The sequence below is a fragment of the Corallococcus sp. AB045 genome, assembly GCF_003668895.1.
GTDB lineage: Bacteria > Myxococcota > Myxococcia > Myxococcales > Myxococcaceae > Corallococcus > Corallococcus coralloides.
This window is the reverse complement of the sequence record NZ_RAWN01000112.1, coordinates 16785-31638: the sequence shown is the minus strand read 5'-3', so window position 1 is coordinate 31638 and position 14854 is coordinate 16785. Positions and strand designations below refer to the sequence as shown.

Genomic DNA, 14854 nt, shown 5'->3' with positions numbered 1-14854 from the left:
CCGTCATCCCCGCCCAGCCAGACACCTGGAGCCCCGCCCGGCGCAGCGCGAACGCCTGCGCGTTCCCCAGCATCGCCCCCGCGACCGCGAAGACGCCCAGCTCCGCGAGCCGGTGCACCACGCCCTGCTCCACCGAGGACAGCCGCCAGACAGCCGCCGAGCCCAGCAACGTCTCCAGCAGGCGGGCCCAGTCGTCCGCCTGCACCCACGGGACGAGCAGGCCCAGCACGGTGACCACGGAGACGAGGAGGACGTGGACAAGACGAGAGCCCATGGCCCGGCAGTCTGCGCGAGCCCCCCGCTCCAAAGCCATTCACCGAGGCACCTTCCTGCCCGCCGGCCAACGGAGGTGTCGCCCGGTGGAGGTGGATGTACGGCGCGACAGGACCTCACGGGTTAGACTGAATCCCGGTGCGTTTCGCCTACTACCAGCGCCTGTCGCCCGCCGAGCAGCGCATCTACCGGCGGAGCGACGCCGTCACGGAGGTGCCCCTGCGGACGCCCGCGACGCTGCGGCCCGGGGTGGAGGCGGTGCGGCAGGCCCTGCTCCAGGAGGACCGGGCGGCGCTCCAGGCCGCGACGCAGGCCCTGGCCCGCGCGTTGACCGAGCGGCTGGAGGTGGCCGGGGTGGAGGTGGAGGTGCTGGAGACGCGGCCGTCGAATGACGAGGGCGAGCTGCACGGGCTCTACACGTGGGCTCCCGGACAGCGGCCCCGCATCCAGGTGTGGATGCGCACCGCGAAGCGCGGCCGGGTCGTGGCCTTCCGCACGTACCTGCGCACCTTCCTGCACGAGCTCTGTCACCACCTGGACTTCCTCTGGCTGGAGCTCGGCGCCTCCTTCCACACGGAGGGCTTCTTCCAGCGCGAATCGAGCCTCTTCGGGCAGCTGGTGCCCCCGTCAGCGGGGTTGGAGCGCAGTGAAGCGTCGGACACTGGGAAATGGAGCACGAGCACAAGGCGCGGCCGGCGCTAGATTGCCGCTCCTATGGCGCATCCCACCGACGACAAGAACTTCCGTCTGCCCACCACCCTCCGACCGCGCCGCTACCAGGCGACGGTGACCCTGGACCTGGAGGGCCGCACCTTCACGGGTGAGCAGCGCGTGGAGCTGGAGCTGGCCCAGCCCACCACGGAGATCATCCTCCACGCCAACGCACTGGAGCTGGGCGAGGTCACCTTCCGCGCCGGCAACGACGTGCGCAAGCCCGCGTCCAAGCGCGTGGCCCCGGTGAGCGAGACGGTGGTGCTCACGTTCGACGCTCCCCTGCCCGCGGGCAGCGCCACGCTGGACGTGCTCTGGACGGGGCACTTCAGCGATGGTCTGCGCGGCTTGTACGCGGCGGGCAAGGTGGCCGCGACGCAGTTCGAGGCCGCGGACGCGCGCCGGCTGTTCCCCTGCTTCGACGAGCCCGCGTTCAAGGCGCGCTGGGCGCTCACGGTGCGCGTGCCGGAGGGCCACGCGGTGCTGGGCAACGGCCGCGTGGTGAAGGACGAGAAGGACGGGGCGCTGCGCAAGGTGACGTTCGAGGAGACGGAGCTGCTCAGCTCGTACCTCATCGCGCTGGTGGTGGGCCCGCTGGTGGGCACGCCGGAGGAGAAGGCGGAGGGCATCCCGGTGCGCACGTGGGCGCTGCCGGAGAAGGCGCACCTGGCGAAGTTCGGGCAGGACGCGGCGCTCCAAGTATTGCCCCGGCTGCAGGACTACTTCGGGCTGCCGTATGCCTTTGGCAAGGTGGACCAGGTGGGCATCCCGGACTTCGAGGCGGGCGCGATGGAGAACGCCGGCCTCATCACCTACCGGGAGGTGGCGCTGCTGTTGGATCCGGCCACCGCGCCGCTGTCCGTGCAGAAGCGCGTGGCGGAGGTGGTGACGCACGAACTGGCGCACCAGTGGTTCGGCAACTGGGTGACGATGGTGTGGTGGGACGACCTCTGGCTGAACGAGGCGTTCGCCACGTGGATGGCTTTTAAAATCGTCGACCAGTGGCGGCCGGACTGGCGCATGTGGCTGGACTTCGACGCGCACCGGGCGAGCGCGCTGGCGCTGGACGCGCTCAAGTCCACGCACCCCATCCACGGTGAGGTGCGCAACGCGGGCGAGGCCGGTGAGAGCTTCGACGCGATTACGTATGAGAAGGGCGGCGCGGTGCTGCGGATGATTGAAGGGTTCCTGGGAGAGGGGCCCTTCCGCGAAGGCATCCGGCTGTACATGCGCAAGCACGCGCGCGCGAACGCGGTGAAGGAAGACCTGTGGAACGCGCTCGGTGAAGCGGCGAAGCAGCCGGTGAACGAGCTGGCCACCAAGTGGATTGGCCAGAGCGGCTTCCCGCTGGTGTCGGTGAAGGTGGAGGGGCGGAAGGTGACGCTGTCGCAGCGGCGCTTCTATTCGGAGCCGGGGGTGAAGAGCCCAGAGACGTGGCCTGTGCCCATGGTGCTGCGCTTCGAGGACGCGGGCGGCGTGCGGGAGCAGCGCGTGCTCTTCCGCGACGCGGAGACGACGGTGACGCTGGAGGGCGGCGCGGGCGAAGTGAAGTGGCTGTGCGCCAACGGCGGCTCCACGGGCTTCTACCGGGTGGCGTACGAGAAGCCGGCGCTGGACGCGCTGGCGGCGAACCTGGGGACGCTGGCGCCGTCGGAGCGCATCTCGCTGCTGGCGGACACGTGGGCGCTGGTGCGCTCGGCGCAGGCGCCGGTGGCGGACCTGCTGGACCTGGCGGCGCGCTTCGGGGACGAAGAGGACGAGGCGGTGCTGGACGAGCTCGTCGGGCGGCTCGGGTACATCGAGAACCGGCTGACGGAGGGCGAGGACCAGGAGCGCTTCCGCCGGTGGGTGGAGCAGCTGTTGGGCGGCGGCCTGAAGAAGCTGGGCTGGCAGGCGGCGCAGGGCGAGCCGGACCGGGTGCGGCTGCGCCGCGCGGCGCTGGTGCGCGCGGTGGGTGGCCTGGCGCGCAGTCCGCAGGTGCTGGCGGAGGCGCGTCCGCTGGTGGCGCGGATGCTCCAGGGAGACAAGACCGCGCTGGACGCGAACCTGCTGGACACGGCGGTGGGCATGGTGGCGCGCGCGGGTGACTCGGCGCTGTTCGATGATTTGTCGCAGCGGATGCCCAAGGAGCCGGACCCGGCGACGCAGCGGCGCTACCTGATGGCGCTCACGGCCTTCGAAGACGCGACGCTGGCGGAGCGGGCGCAGGGCCTGCTGTTCACGGAGACGGTGAAGACGCAGGACGTGGCGAGCTTCGCGACGGGCCTGTTGGGCAACCGCACCGGGCGCGACGCGTGGTGGGCGCATTTGCAGAAGAGTTGGAAGGACCTGGTGTCGCGCACGGGCGCGGCGCCCATGCTGCTGCGCCGGGTGGTGGAAGGCCTGGGCCTGCTGCGCACGCGCGAGCAGCTGGAGCAGATGAAGGCCCTGCTCCAGGCGAACCCCATCCCGGAGGCACAGCAGGCCACTGCGCAGACCCTGGAGCGCCTGACCCAGGACGTGGCCCTGCGCGAGCGCGTGGCCCCGGAGGTGGCCGCGTGGTTGAAGCGCCGGCCGTGAAGTGAGAGCCAGCCGGGAGGGGTGATGTGGAGGTCACTTCTGTTCTGCATGACCTGGGGGCTTGGGTGCGCGGCATCCAGCCCCACACCGGGTGTCGTTCAACCGGCGCCCGGTGAGCGCCTGGAACGCATCGCGGGTCCCCTTCCCGGCCATGGGCCCTACCCGACCTATTCCGATGCGTTGCTGGCAGCCTGCCCGTTGATCCTGAAGCAACCCCAGGCCACCGCGGGCCGTCCGGGAGACCAGGAGTTTCCACTGCGGTGGAGGCTCTCGAAGGAATACTGCGCGTGGGTCTATTACACGCCGGATCAGCAATTCGAATTGAGCATGCTCGCCGCCAGCGCGGTGCAGGACGATCCTGGCAAACGGAGCTGTGCGCTTCCGGCGGTCGTGGAGGATCCGCGTCACCCACCAGAGAGTCTGGGTTACGTCTTCATCCTCCACAACCACCCCTTCGAGAACGAACTCTCCGACTTCGACATCCGCTTCGCCGTCGCCATGGCGGACGTCCATGGCTTGACCGTGAACACCCAGGCGGGTCCCGTCCCCCTGTCCATCATCGCGTTCTTCTCAAAGGGCCACGACCCCACGCAGCCCACCTGCGATGGCTTCTTCCAGTACGTTCCTGGTACCGGGCAGATCATCCGGTGGACCGCGCGGGAGAAGGGGCGGTGGCAACGAAAGCAGATCGCCACGCTCACATGGCTCGATGACACGAACTACCGCATCCAACGGCAGTAGGGGCCGCATCCTCATGCGCACGCGCACACTCTTTCTCGTGTCCGGATTGATGCTCGGTGGCTGCATGAAGGCCCATCGACCCTCGCGGGCGGAGTCAGAGCCTTCACTCGTCTTTCCCTCCTTCTTCTCCAGCCCTGGGGAGGCCGTGGGGAGCCCTGGAAGAACGTATGTGTTGGACGGTTCCGTCCTGCGCGCACTCTCTCTGGCGGTCGCGGACTTCCTTCCGCCCCCGACGCCGTCAACGCCGTGCTGGGACCGGCCCGAGTCACATCGCTACAGAATCCTCCGTGAGTCAGGGGTCCTCTTCATCCGGATCGAAGAGGACCCTGCCGCCTGTGGTCGACAGGTCCCCGCACTGCACTCCGGAGCGCGATACGCATTCAGTGACGACGGCAGGCTCCTGCGGCGCCTCATCGATGGAGAGCCGGAGCAGGTTCCAAACAGTGTGTCCTCCCCGGATGATGCGGGCGAGGATGCCGCCCCCGGTACGCCTCCACCTCCGGGCCTCCAGCCGGGAGGCCCGCCTCCTCGTTTCTCCCATGCCCCGGACGGCGGCACTCACGCCATGATGTCAGCGCCTCCAATGGAGCAGAGCCTTCCTCCCGATGGCGGCCCCGGAAACCCATGAAGACCACGCTCACGCCCGAAGCCTCCGCCGCCTCCCGTGAAGCCCTGCGCCGCGCCAACGTGGCGTTCACCCACGCGTATCCGGGCGAGTCCTCCCGGCGCCAGCCCGTGCACACCGTGTACGGCGGCGCCCACCTCTTCCGCGCTGGCACCGCGCGGAAGATGGGGGACCTGGCGCTCGCGGCGCTGCGCGACTACGCCGCCGATGGCTCCCAGCTCGCCCACGGCCTGGGCCTGCCCCAGCGCGGCGGCTTCGCCCAGCGCGTCCATGACCGCGTCGTGGACAAGCTCCAGCGTGAACCCGTGGAGGACTTCCGCATCGACTTCGAGGACGGCTATGGCCACCGGCCCGACTCGGAAGAAGACGCCCACGCCGTCGCAGCCGCCACGGAGGTGGCCCGGGGCCTGGAGCAGGGCTCGCTCCCGCCGTTCATCGGCATCCGCGTGAAGTCCTTCACGGAGGAGCTCTACGCCCGCGCCTCGCGCACCCTGGACCTCTTCGTCACCACGCTGCTGGAGCAATCCGGTGGCAGGTTGCCTCAGTCCTTCGTCGTCACCCTGCCCAAGGTCACCGTGCCTGAACAGGTGACCGCCCTGGCGAAGCTGCTGTCGGAGCTGGAGTCCGCCCACCGCCTGTCTCCCGGCGCGCTCGCCCTGGAGCTGATGGTGGAGACGCCCCAGGCCCTCTTCGACGCGCGCGGCAGGCCGCACCTGCGCTCGCTCGTGGAGGCCGGCGAGGGCCGCTGCTCCCACGTGCACCTGGGCGTCTACGACTACACCGCCGCCCTGGATGTCAGCGCGCACATGCAGCACATGCTCCACCCTGCCTGCGATTACCTGCGCGACACCGTGCAGGTGCTCCTCGCGGGCAGTGGCGTGCACCTGTCCGACGGCGCCACCAACGTCATGCCCGTGGGCCCCCACCGCAAGCAGGGCGACACCCCGCTCCTCCCCACGCAGCGGCGCGAGAACACCGACGCCGTGCACCGCGCATGGCAGCTGGCGTACCGGCACACGCGCCACTCGCTGGAGCGCGGCTACTACCAGGGCTGGGACCTGCACCCCGCCCAGCTCCCCGTGCGCTACTCCGCCGTCTACGCCTTCTTCCTGGAGGGCCTGGAGCCAGCGTCCCAGCGCCTCAAGGCCTTCGTGGACAAGGCCGCCCAGGCCACCCTGCTGGGCGACGTGTTCGACGACGCCGCCACCGGCCAGGGCCTGCTCAACTTCTTCCTGCGGGGCCTGGCCTGCGGTGCCCTCACGGAAGAGGAGACTCGCGCCACCGGCCTGACGCTGGAGGAGCTGAGAAGCCGCTCCTTCCGCGCCATCGTCCAGGGCCGCGCGTCACGCTGACGCGGGCGGCTCCGCGGGGGGCACCGCGCTCCGGGGCCCCAGCCACTCGCGCGCGACGGCCACGTCCACCGCGAGGATGCCCAGCAGGAACAGCCACGGCCCCGGCTTCGACGACAGGCCCGTCAGCGCCCAGACGGTGATGAGCCCCGCGAGCACCGCCGGCACCACCGAGGGCAATGCCTCCCGCGCGCGCCGCACCGACCCCAGCACGCCCAGCGCCAGCAGCCCCAACACCACACCCGTCGCGCCCAGCCGGCCGCGCCCCGTCCCCGCGCCATGCCCCGCCGACGGGAACACCAGCGTGTTGAACTTCCACGTGTGGTTGTCCTCGATGTCCCAGGCGAAGTTGTCGTCGATGGTGATGTTGCGCTCGCGCTGCAGGTGGGCCGTGGGCACCAGCGACCACGCCGAGCTCCACGGCAGCAAGAGCCCCACCGCGCACGCCGCCACGCCCGCGAACACCCACCGCTTCAGCCGCACGTCCGCCGGCCGCTTCGTGAGCGACGGCTCCGCCAGCGACGACGCCTGGAACGCCCGCCACTGCACGGAGCCCAGCACCACCGCCGCCAGCACCCACAAGAGCGGCGCCACGCCCAGCCCCAGCGACAGGAACGCCTGCGTCACCGTGAGCGCGGTGAACATCGGCAGGAACGCCGGATGCGCGGCCCACTTCACCACCGGCACCAGCGCGTCCGGCAGCTTCCGGCCCGCGGCCACCCACTCGCGCGCGCCCAGCATGCCGGCGCCCACCAGCATCAACACCGACCATGGCAGCCCCAGCCCGCCGCCGACGAAGGGCAGCACCGGCGCCACCACCGCCGCCGCCACCAGCCCGGAGCCGAGCAGCGGCAGCGAGCCCCCGGGCAGCCGCTCGCGCAGCCGCGGGTCGTCCAGCACGTCCTGCACCGCGCGGCCCGCCGAGTCCGCCGCGCGCTGCGCCTTGTCCGCCACCTCGTCCATCACCGGCGACCCGGGCGCGTTCACGTCCCCACCGCAGTGGGGGCACGTCCGCGACGACTGGCCTTCAGGGAGCGGCTGACCACAGTGCGGGCAGGACATGGCGCGAGTCCTCCTCAGATGAAACAGGAGCGCGAAAGCCTACACCGCGTCCCCGCTGCATCCTCCATGAACGCGCGGGAAGCCCCCAGGGCTTCGCACCCTTCGCATACCCGGCTGCTACCAGAGCATGTCCTGGTCCTCGGTGACGCCGGGGACGTTGGACAGCTTCAGCTCCTGGCCGCCCACGCGCAGGGTGCCCTCGAAGAAGCCCACGGGCTGGGCGAAGTGGCTCACCACGAGCCGCAGGTTGCGCTCCTCGCGGTGCACGTAGATGGGCTTGAAGCGCAGGTCCACCGCGCCGTCCGCCGTCGTCAGGCGCCACGGGTCCAGCAGCTCCTTCGCGTCGTACTCGAAGCGCGCGCGGCCCACCGGGTAGAGCCGGTCGCCCAGCCAGACGGCGTTCTCGTTGGCCTCGGTGGCGCTCTCGTTGAAGCCCTCCACCAGGTTGAGCCCCACGGGCGTTCCGTCCGGCAGCCGCCCGGCCGCGAAGGCCCAGCGCCAGGCGGTGTGCCGCGCCAGGTAGCCCTGCGTGTAGTCCATGCCGCCCACGCCGCCGTCCAACCGGAAGCGCCGGCCCCCCGCCTCCAGACTCCCGAAGGCCAGCAGGCCGCTGCGCTTCTGGGTGACGTTGACCAGCCCGTCGCCCTCCACCGGCGCGATGACGGTGAGGGCCGGCGGACCGCCCGCCACCAGCAGCTCGCCGTTCCACTGGAACGTCTGGAGCGACTGCGTGCGCATGCGGCTGACGTCCACCTCCACCTGGTAGCGCTCGTCGGACTCGCCGCGCTTCACGGACATGCGCCCGCCCAGCGTGCGGAAGGCCGCCACGAGCCCCGCGCCCGGCTTGTCGCTCACCTCCGCCAGCGGCCCGGGCACGCCCAGGAAGCTCACGTCACAGAGCGGCTTCTTCTCTTGCAGGTCCACCGCCACCGCGAAGGCGTTGGCCGTGTAGCCCAGGTCCACCACCGCGAAGAGGGCCGCCACCTCCTGCGTGGCGACGAAGGTGTAGTGCCAGCGCTTGCGCTTGAGCAGCCGCGTCGCGCGCCCCGGCGCCCACTTCCCCAACAGCCGGGGCAGGTCCACCTCCGGCAGCTCTCCCTGGTACGTGCCGAACCGCGGTTCCCCTGCCGTGGAGGCCACCGAGTTCGGGGCGAAAGGCAGCAGGGCTTCTCGTTCACGCTCAAGCGTCATCGCGAAACATTGGACGGCACTTCGCCGCCCCTGTCACGTGAACACGCTGGCCAAGTTGTGCCCCGAAGACACTCGCCCCCCCGGCTCGGTCGACCCATGCCTGCTCGCTAGCTCCTGCCGAAGATGATGCGCTCCTGGGTCAACAGACGCGTGGTGAAACGCAGCGCCACCAGTGACACCACCACGCAGGACACGAGCGCGAGCAGGAAGGGCACCGGCCCCAGCGTCTCGCCGCGCATCACCTCGCCCGCGAGCAGCTCCTGTCCCAGCACCGGCACCGCGAACATCCACGTCTGCGTCTGGATGGGGGACAGGGCCAGCAGCATCCCGGGCAGCGTGGGCAGCACCATCAGGAGCGACAGGTACGTCTGCGCCTCCTTGAACGAACGTGCATAGGTGGACACCCACATCTGCACGGCGGACGCGGCCAGCACCAGCGGCAGCACCGCGGCCAGCATGCCCAGCGCGGCCGGCGTGTCGAAGCGGGCCCGCACGCCCAGGTCCTCCAGCGGCACGCGCTTCACCACCAGGAAGTAACCCACCAGACACAAGAGCACGCCCGTGCCCGCCATGGCGCAGGTGGCCAGCCACTTGCCCGCCACCACCGCGCCGCGCGGGGCGGGGTTGAGTAACAGGGGCTCCAGCGAGCCGCGCTCGCGCTCGCCCGCCATGGTGTCGCTGGCCAGCTGCATGCCGCCCGCGAACGCCGCCATCACCAGGAACAGCGGGATGGTGGTGAGCACCGTGGCCGCGGTGCGCTCGGGAGTGGACAGATCCAGCTCGTCCACGCGCACGGGCACCGCCAGCTCCGGCGACACGCCGCGCGCGAACAGGCGCTGACTGCCGGTCTGCTGCGAATACACCGCCAACATCCGCTGCGCGCGCTGCACGGACTGACGGGCCTTGTTGCGCGAGCTGTCCATCACCAGCCGCACCGCCGCGGTGTGCCCGTCCGTGAAGTCCTTCGAGTAGTCGTCCGGAACCACCAGCACCAGGTCCAGCTTCCCGGCCTGCACCAGCGCCTCGTAGTCCCGCGGCGCCTCCGACAGCTTCGCGCCGTAGCGCTCCAGGAAGGCCATCAGGCTGGGCGCGTGCTCGCGGCCCACCACCGGCATCTCCAGCGGCCGGTCCTGCCGGTACCAGGAGGCCATCACGTTGAACATCACCAGGAACACCAGCGGGCCCAACAGCGGCCACATCACCGCGGTGCCCAGCGTGCGCTTGTCCCGCAGGTGGTCCAGCACTTCCTTGCGCAGCACCGTCCCGATGAGGCCCTTCATTCGCGCAACCCCTGCTCGCTGCCAATCACGCTCACGAAGGCTTCCTCCAGGCTGTCCTTGCCGGTGCTCGCGCGCAGCGCGTCCGCCGTGCCGTCCGCCACCACCCGGCCGCGCGCCACCACCACGATGCGGTCACACAGCGCGGCCACCTCCTGCATCACGTGGCTGGAGAACACCACGCAGCAGCCCTGCGCCTTCAACTTGCGCAAGAGCGTGCGCACGGAGCGAGTGGCCATCACGTCCAGGCCGTTGGTGGGCTCGTCCAGCAGCACGTTGCGAGGCCCGTGCACCAGCGCGCGCGCCAGCGCCACCTTCACGCGCTCGCCCTGGCTGAAGCCCTCCGTGCGCCGGTCCGCGATCTCCTTCATGTCCAGCAGCTCCACCAACTCCTCCACGCGCGCATCCAGCGCGGAGCCGGACAGGCCGTGCAGCTCGCCGAAGTACCGCGCGTGTTCGCGCGCGGTGAGGCGCGGGTAGAGGCCTCGCGCGTCGGGCAGCACGCCCAGCGCGCGCCGGGCCACCTCCGGCTGCTTCGCCACGTCCACGCCGTCCACGGTGGCGGTGCCGCCGTCCGGGCGCACCAGCGTGTAGAGCATGCGCAGCGTGGTCGTCTTGCCCGCGCCGTTGGGGCCCAGGAGGCCCGTGATGACGCCGTCCTCCGCGGTGAAGGTCACGTCATGCACGGCCGTCACGGAGCCGAAGCGCTTGTGCAGGTTCCTGGCTTCAATCATGGGCGCTTGAGTCCTACGGAACAGGGCCGGCGAAGGAGGTGAAGAAGGGCGGCCGCTTGAGGCCCGCGCCACAGTCGGGCGTCAGGCCCTCCACGCTGCCGCGCGTGAGCACGTCCGCCATCAGCGTGCGCGCGCAGTCCGCGCCCACCGTGTTGTGTCCCAGCCCCGGCACCACCACGTGCAGGCTGTGCGTGAGCGTCCGCTTCGCCTCCTCGCCCCAGGGTGGCGGCGTCACGGGGTCCAGCTCGCCGGACAACAGCAGCGTGGGGATGTCCGACTTCACGGGCTCGCGGAAGCTCGCGGGCACGTTCGCCTGGGGCCACTTCGCGCACGCGCGCTTGATGTCCAGCGCCATGCGCGGGCCGAACCAGGTGCCCTTCGCTTCACGCTCGGCGTCCTCCTCCGTGAAGAAGGGCGCGTCCTCCGCGCACACCACCGCTAGGAACATGCCGCGGCTGGTGGTGCGCGCCACCTCGTCGGTGAGCCCCAGCGACAGCGCCACGAAGGGCGTCCAGTCGTCCTTCGCGGCGCGGTCCAGCATCAGCGGGACGAGCGACGCGACGTCCGGGCTGTAGAGCAGCGAGAACAGCTCCGACAGGAAGACGCGCCGGGTGAGCGTGAAGTCCTCCGGCACGCCCGTGCGCGGATGTGACAGGTGCACCTTCGCGGGGGCGGCCTCCAGCTTCGCGAGCAGCGCCTCCGTGCGGGCGCGCAGGTCCGGATACGCCTTCGCGCAGACGCCGTCCTTCGCGCACGCGTCCATCAGCAGGTCCAGGGCGCGCTGGCCGTCGCGCGCGGCGTACAGCGGCAGGTACTGCCCCATGGGGGCCACGCCATCCAGGATGGCGGTGCGCACGCGGTCCGGGTGCTGGCGCATGTACACCAGCGCCGCGCGCGTCCCGTAGGAGATGCCCCACAGGTTCACCTGCCGGTAGCCCAGCGCCGCGCGCACATCGTCCAGGTCGTCCATGGCGATGGACGTGGTGTAGAGCCGCTCGTCCGCGTCCCAGCCCTTGCGGCACTGGGGAATCACGTCCGCGTCCTCGCGGTCCTCGAAGCGCTCCGCCAGCGACGTGCGCGAGGGATTCAACGCCTCGCAGTCCAGCGGGTGCGAGTCCCCCGTGCCGCGCTGGTCCACGAACACGATGTCGCGCTGACGCCGGATGCGATCCAGCGCGGGAAGGATGCGCGTGCGGGACGCCGCCTGGCCGGGGCCGCCCGCGAGGAAGAACAACGGGTCCTCCTTCGGCTGCGACGCGAGCGCGGGCACCACCACCACGCGCAGGGAGATTTTGCGCCCCTTCGCCGCGGCCCGGTCCTCGAAGACCTCCAGCGTGCCGCAGAGGGTCTGCGCGGCCACCCCGTCCAGCCGGCACGGCTTCAGGTCCATCCGCCGCGCGGAGGCCGTCTCCGCGTTGGAGGACCGGGAGCAGCCCGTGAGTGACAGCGCCGCCAGCACCGCCAGCGCGAGCCACCTCCCCGGACGGCTTCCCGGAGGCGCGGCGAGGGGGTGAGACAAGATGCCACCTGTCACGGCGGGCCAACCTCCAGCACGGGGGAGTCCCCTTGGCGCATACCATTGGCGCACCGAAGGTGCACCCGTCGAAGCCCCGACACGCGCGGCGATTGAATCCGCGCGAACGCGGTGCGTCCTCTGCTACGCCCATGCCCATGAAGAAACGCGCGTTCCTGGTCCTCTTCGCCCTGTCGCTCACCACGCTCTCCGGCTGCGCAGCGCTGCAGAGCCTGCTCAACGGTGCCTTCAAGAAGCCCACGCTGAAGTTCAAGACGGCCCGGCTGGCGAACGCCTCCCTGTCCGACGCCACGGTGGATCTGGTGTACGAGCTGGACAACCCCAACAGCCTGGGACTGAAGCTGGCGTCGGTGGACTACGCCTTCTTCGTGGAGGGCAAGCAGCTGGTGGCCGGCAAGCCGAAGGAGGGCCTGAACCTCAAGTCCAACGGCAAGAGCCAGATTGTCTTCCCCGCCAACGTGAAGTTCGCGGACATCGCGCCGGTGGTGACCACGTTCCTGGACAAGGACGCGGCGGCCTTCAGGGCACAGGGGACGCTGGGCATCCAGACGCCGCTGGGCGTGCTGAAGTTCCCCCTGGAGAAGGAGGGCACGTTCCCCGTCCCCAAGATTCCCCAGGTGCAGTTCCAGGCGCCGCGCATCACCAACGTCACGCTGAGCGGGGCCACGGTGGAGTTCCCCCTGGCCATCACCAACCGCAACGCCTTCCCCCTGCCGGTGGCGGGCATCACCGGCGCGCTCAAGGTGGCGGGCGCCAACGTGGGCAACCTCTCCACGGGCAACCTGGGCATGCTGGACGGCAGCGGGACGAAGCAGGTGACCCTGCCGCTCACCATCAACTTCGCGAGCGCCGCCTCCGCGGCCATGGCGCTGCGCTCGGGCGGTAACGCGCAGGTGAGCCTGACGGGCAACCTGACGTCGGACGCGCAGTCCGTGCCCCTGAACCTGAGTCAGCTCGTGAATTTCACGAAATAGACAGCAGGGCATGCAGGGAAGCGGGCGGTGCATGGGACACCGGGGATGTTGTCCCCGGGCAGGGGAGCCGTTACGGTTGCGCCGCTTCCCGAGGGCCCCCCATGCGCCGCATCCTCTTCAAGTCCAAGATCCACCGCGCGACGGTGACCCAGGCCGACCTCGACTACGAGGGTTCGGTGACCATCGACAAGGACCTGCTCAAGGCGGCGGACATCCTGCCCTTCGAGAAGGTCGCGGTGTGGAACGTCACGCGCGGCACCCGGCTGGAGACGTACGCCCTGGAGGGCGAGTCCGGCAGCGGTGTCATCTGCATCAACGGCGCCGCCGCGCACCTGAACCAGCCGGGTGACCTGGTCATCCTGGCCACCTTCGCGGAGGTCGAGGAGGCGGAGGCCGCCCACTGGAAGCCCACGGTCGTCTTCGTGGACGGCAAGAACCGGGCGGTTCCCGGCGTCACCGAGGAAATCCCCGGGCCCGCGCGCCGTATCGCGTAGAGACGCCCACGGGGTCCTTCCGGCACCTTTTGCCGCACCTGGCCCTGTCTGCCATGCTTCCCGCCTTTTCCTTGTTGGCGCGGAGGCGCGGCGACGCGCGTCCCGGAGGCGATGACGCGATGAAGTGGACGTGGGCGGGACTGACGGTCCTGGTGGCGGTGGCGGGGTGCAAGCAGGTGGGTCCGTATCAGCGTGACCCCAACGAGGAGGACGCGTTCGTCTCCAACGTGCCGCTCATCCGCGCGCCCGCCCAGGACCGCTGCGCGGCGCTGGGGAAGTCCTCCGTGCGCGGCGGCTGTGACGACGCCCTCTACCTGGCCCAGGTGTACGCCCGGCGCCTGTCGGTGGGGGACGAGGTGTGCCTGGAGGGCGGCTTCGGCGAGGAGCCGGGCGCGGCGTGCAAGGCGCGCGCGGCGGTCATCGACACGGGGCCCAACCGGGTGAAGCTGGAAGTGCGCTCGGCGCGTCCGGATTCGCGGTGGTTCAAGTCCGAGATGCGACACGGCTGGTACGAAGAGGGCGCGTTGGTGGACCTGTACCTGGCCGAGCGGGGTTACTAGAGACGACCGGCCGCGTGCATCGCGGCCAAGGAGGAGGACATGGCCTTCTACGACGGCGTGACGGAGCGGCTGGGCTTCATGAAGAAGCTGACCCCCGCGGAGCTGAAGAAGCTGGGGTCGCTGCGCCTGTCGGACCTCATCCAGGGGGAGATCGGCCGGGCGCGCGTGCGCGTGGCGGCGCTGGAGAAGCGCTACCCGACCGCGACCACCAAGGAGCTGGCGCAGCGACTGGTGGATGAGAAGAAGAGCCTCGCGGGCATGGTGGGCGGCGTGAGCGGCGTGTTCGGGCTCATCTCGCTGCCGGCGGACCTGACGTTCATGGCGTACCTGCAGCTCGTCCTGCTCACCGACGTGGCCACGCTCTACAAGGCGAACCTCAAGACGGACCGGGCGCGCGGGGAGATGTTGGACTTGTTCGGCTACGCCAACGGGCTGGGGCCGCTGCACCGCTCCGGGCCGAAGGTGCTGGGGAAGCTGGCGGCGCTGCTGCTCGCGAAGGGCGGCATGACGACGCTGGGCCGCGCGATGCCGCTGGTCGCCGCGCCCATCACGGCGTACCTCAACAACCAGCACATCCAGATGGTGGGTGAGCAGGCCGTGCGCTTCTACGAGGGCTTCGACAAGGCGCACGCGAAGGCGCGCAGCGCCCGGCGCAAGGCTGCTGGCGCGGAGTAGAGCGCCCCGAGAAAATCAGGTCAGCAACCAGTTCAATATGTCCGTCACGTATCTCCGTTGATGACTTTCGCGGTCCCCATGGGGCCGGGATGCCG

General features: G+C 70.5%; 14 protein-coding genes. 8 read left to right on the top strand and 6 right to left on the bottom strand.

Going from position 1 to position 14854, the window contains the following annotated elements:
- On the bottom strand, positions 1–274 hold a 274-nt coding region (locus D7Y21_RS24795; RefSeq protein WP_147469365.1), incomplete at its 3' end, for a hypothetical protein.
- Between the two features lie 137 nt (positions 275–411).
- On the opposite strand from D7Y21_RS24795, the gene D7Y21_RS24790 reads away from it, so the two are divergent.
- The 4 genes from D7Y21_RS24790 (at position 412) to D7Y21_RS24770 (ending at position 6261) form a co-directional block, all read left to right on the top strand.
- On the top strand, positions 412–975 hold the full coding sequence (locus D7Y21_RS24790) for a hypothetical protein (RefSeq protein WP_121716095.1): 564 nt from the start codon (positions 412–414) through the stop codon (positions 973–975).
- A gap of 12 nt (positions 976–987) precedes the next feature.
- Positions 988–3543 carry a M1 family metallopeptidase gene (locus D7Y21_RS24785; protein WP_121716093.1) on the top strand — a complete coding sequence of 852 codons (2556 nt, stop codon included), beginning with the start codon at positions 988–990 and terminating at the stop codon, positions 3541–3543.
- 198 nt (positions 3544–3741) lie between these two features.
- Positions 3742–4284 (top strand): hypothetical protein, encoded by a 543-nt coding sequence (locus D7Y21_RS24780; RefSeq protein WP_233612266.1) that lies wholly within the window; start codon positions 3742–3744, stop codon positions 4282–4284.
- Positions 4285–4908: 624 nt separating this feature from the next.
- On the top strand, positions 4909–6261 hold the full coding sequence (locus tag D7Y21_RS24770; protein WP_121716088.1) for a phosphoenolpyruvate kinase: 1353 nt from the start codon (positions 4909–4911) through the stop codon (positions 6259–6261).
- On the opposite strand, the gene D7Y21_RS41895 is transcribed toward D7Y21_RS24770, so the two are convergent.
- From D7Y21_RS41895 to D7Y21_RS24745, 5 genes are all read right to left on the bottom strand, one after another.
- Positions 6253–7320 (bottom strand): zinc ribbon domain-containing protein, encoded by a 1068-nt coding sequence (locus tag D7Y21_RS41895; RefSeq protein WP_158627344.1) that lies wholly within the window; start codon positions 7318–7320, stop codon positions 6253–6255. The two genes, D7Y21_RS24770 and D7Y21_RS41895, sit on opposite strands and share 9 nt — an antisense overlap.
- Positions 7321–7437: 117 nt before the next feature.
- Entirely contained in the window at positions 7438–8511 is a 1074-nt protein-coding gene (locus tag D7Y21_RS24760; RefSeq protein ID WP_120561000.1) for a DUF2804 domain-containing protein, read from the bottom strand.
- A 107-nt stretch (positions 8512–8618) separates the two neighbouring features.
- Positions 8619–9791: an ABC transporter permease gene (locus D7Y21_RS24755; protein WP_121716086.1), complete on the bottom strand. Its 1173-nt coding sequence runs from the start codon at positions 9789–9791 to the stop codon at positions 8619–8621.
- Positions 9788–10522 carry an ATP-binding cassette domain-containing protein gene (locus tag D7Y21_RS24750; protein WP_121716084.1) on the bottom strand — a complete coding sequence of 245 codons (735 nt, stop codon included), beginning with the start codon at positions 10520–10522 and terminating at the stop codon, positions 9788–9790. Before D7Y21_RS24750 ends, D7Y21_RS24755 begins: the two co-directional genes overlap by 4 nt.
- A gap of 13 nt (positions 10523–10535) precedes the next feature.
- Positions 10536–12056, bottom strand: a complete 1521-nt coding sequence (locus D7Y21_RS24745; RefSeq protein WP_120560997.1) for an alpha/beta hydrolase — start codon at positions 12054–12056, stop codon at positions 10536–10538.
- Positions 12057–12187: 131 nt separating this feature from the next.
- On the opposite strand from D7Y21_RS24745, the gene D7Y21_RS24740 reads away from it, so the two are divergent.
- The 4 genes from D7Y21_RS24740 (at position 12188) to D7Y21_RS24725 (ending at position 14759) form a co-directional block, all read left to right on the top strand.
- Positions 12188–13030 carry an LEA type 2 family protein gene (locus D7Y21_RS24740; RefSeq protein WP_014400193.1) on the top strand — a complete coding sequence of 281 codons (843 nt, stop codon included), beginning with the start codon at positions 12188–12190 and terminating at the stop codon, positions 13028–13030.
- 101 nt (positions 13031–13131) lie between these two features.
- Positions 13132–13524 carry an aspartate 1-decarboxylase gene (panD, locus tag D7Y21_RS24735; RefSeq protein ID WP_120560996.1) on the top strand — a complete coding sequence of 131 codons (393 nt, stop codon included), beginning with the start codon at positions 13132–13134 and terminating at the stop codon, positions 13522–13524.
- Between the two features lie 119 nt (positions 13525–13643).
- Complete coding sequence (locus D7Y21_RS24730; RefSeq protein ID WP_121716082.1) at positions 13644–14084, top strand: hypothetical protein; 441 nt, start codon at positions 13644–13646, stop codon at positions 14082–14084.
- Between the two features lie 39 nt (positions 14085–14123).
- Positions 14124–14759, top strand: a complete 636-nt coding sequence (locus D7Y21_RS24725; RefSeq protein WP_120560994.1) for an EcsC family protein — start codon at positions 14124–14126, stop codon at positions 14757–14759.
- The last annotated feature ends 95 nt before the right edge of the window (positions 14760–14854 follow it).

What these genes read in the sequence shown, in the direction of transcription:
- D7Y21_RS41895 (WP_158627344.1), bottom strand. Translation starts at nt 7,320, where the DNA reads ATGTCCTGCCCGCACTGTGGTCAGCCGCTCCCTGAAGGCCAGTCGTCG.
- D7Y21_RS24740 (WP_014400193.1), top strand. Translation starts at nt 12,188, where the DNA reads ATGCCCATGAAGAAACGCGCGTTCCTGGTCCTCTTCGCCCTGTCGCTC.
- D7Y21_RS24760 (WP_120561000.1), bottom strand. Translation starts at nt 8,511, where the DNA reads ATGACGCTTGAGCGTGAACGAGAAGCCCTGCTGCCTTTCGCCCCGAAC.
- D7Y21_RS24770 (WP_121716088.1), top strand. Translation starts at nt 4,909, where the DNA reads ATGAAGACCACGCTCACGCCCGAAGCCTCCGCCGCCTCCCGTGAAGCC.
- D7Y21_RS24755 (WP_121716086.1), bottom strand. Translation starts at nt 9,791, where the DNA reads ATGAAGGGCCTCATCGGGACGGTGCTGCGCAAGGAAGTGCTGGACCAC.
- D7Y21_RS24785 (WP_121716093.1), top strand. Translation starts at nt 988, where the DNA reads ATGGCGCATCCCACCGACGACAAGAACTTCCGTCTGCCCACCACCCTC.
- D7Y21_RS24725 (WP_120560994.1), top strand. Translation starts at nt 14,124, where the DNA reads ATGGCCTTCTACGACGGCGTGACGGAGCGGCTGGGCTTCATGAAGAAG.
- D7Y21_RS24750 (WP_121716084.1), bottom strand. Translation starts at nt 10,522, where the DNA reads ATGATTGAAGCCAGGAACCTGCACAAGCGCTTCGGCTCCGTGACGGCC.
- D7Y21_RS24730 (WP_121716082.1), top strand. Translation starts at nt 13,644, where the DNA reads ATGAAGTGGACGTGGGCGGGACTGACGGTCCTGGTGGCGGTGGCGGGG.
- panD (WP_120560996.1), top strand. Translation starts at nt 13,132, where the DNA reads ATGCGCCGCATCCTCTTCAAGTCCAAGATCCACCGCGCGACGGTGACC.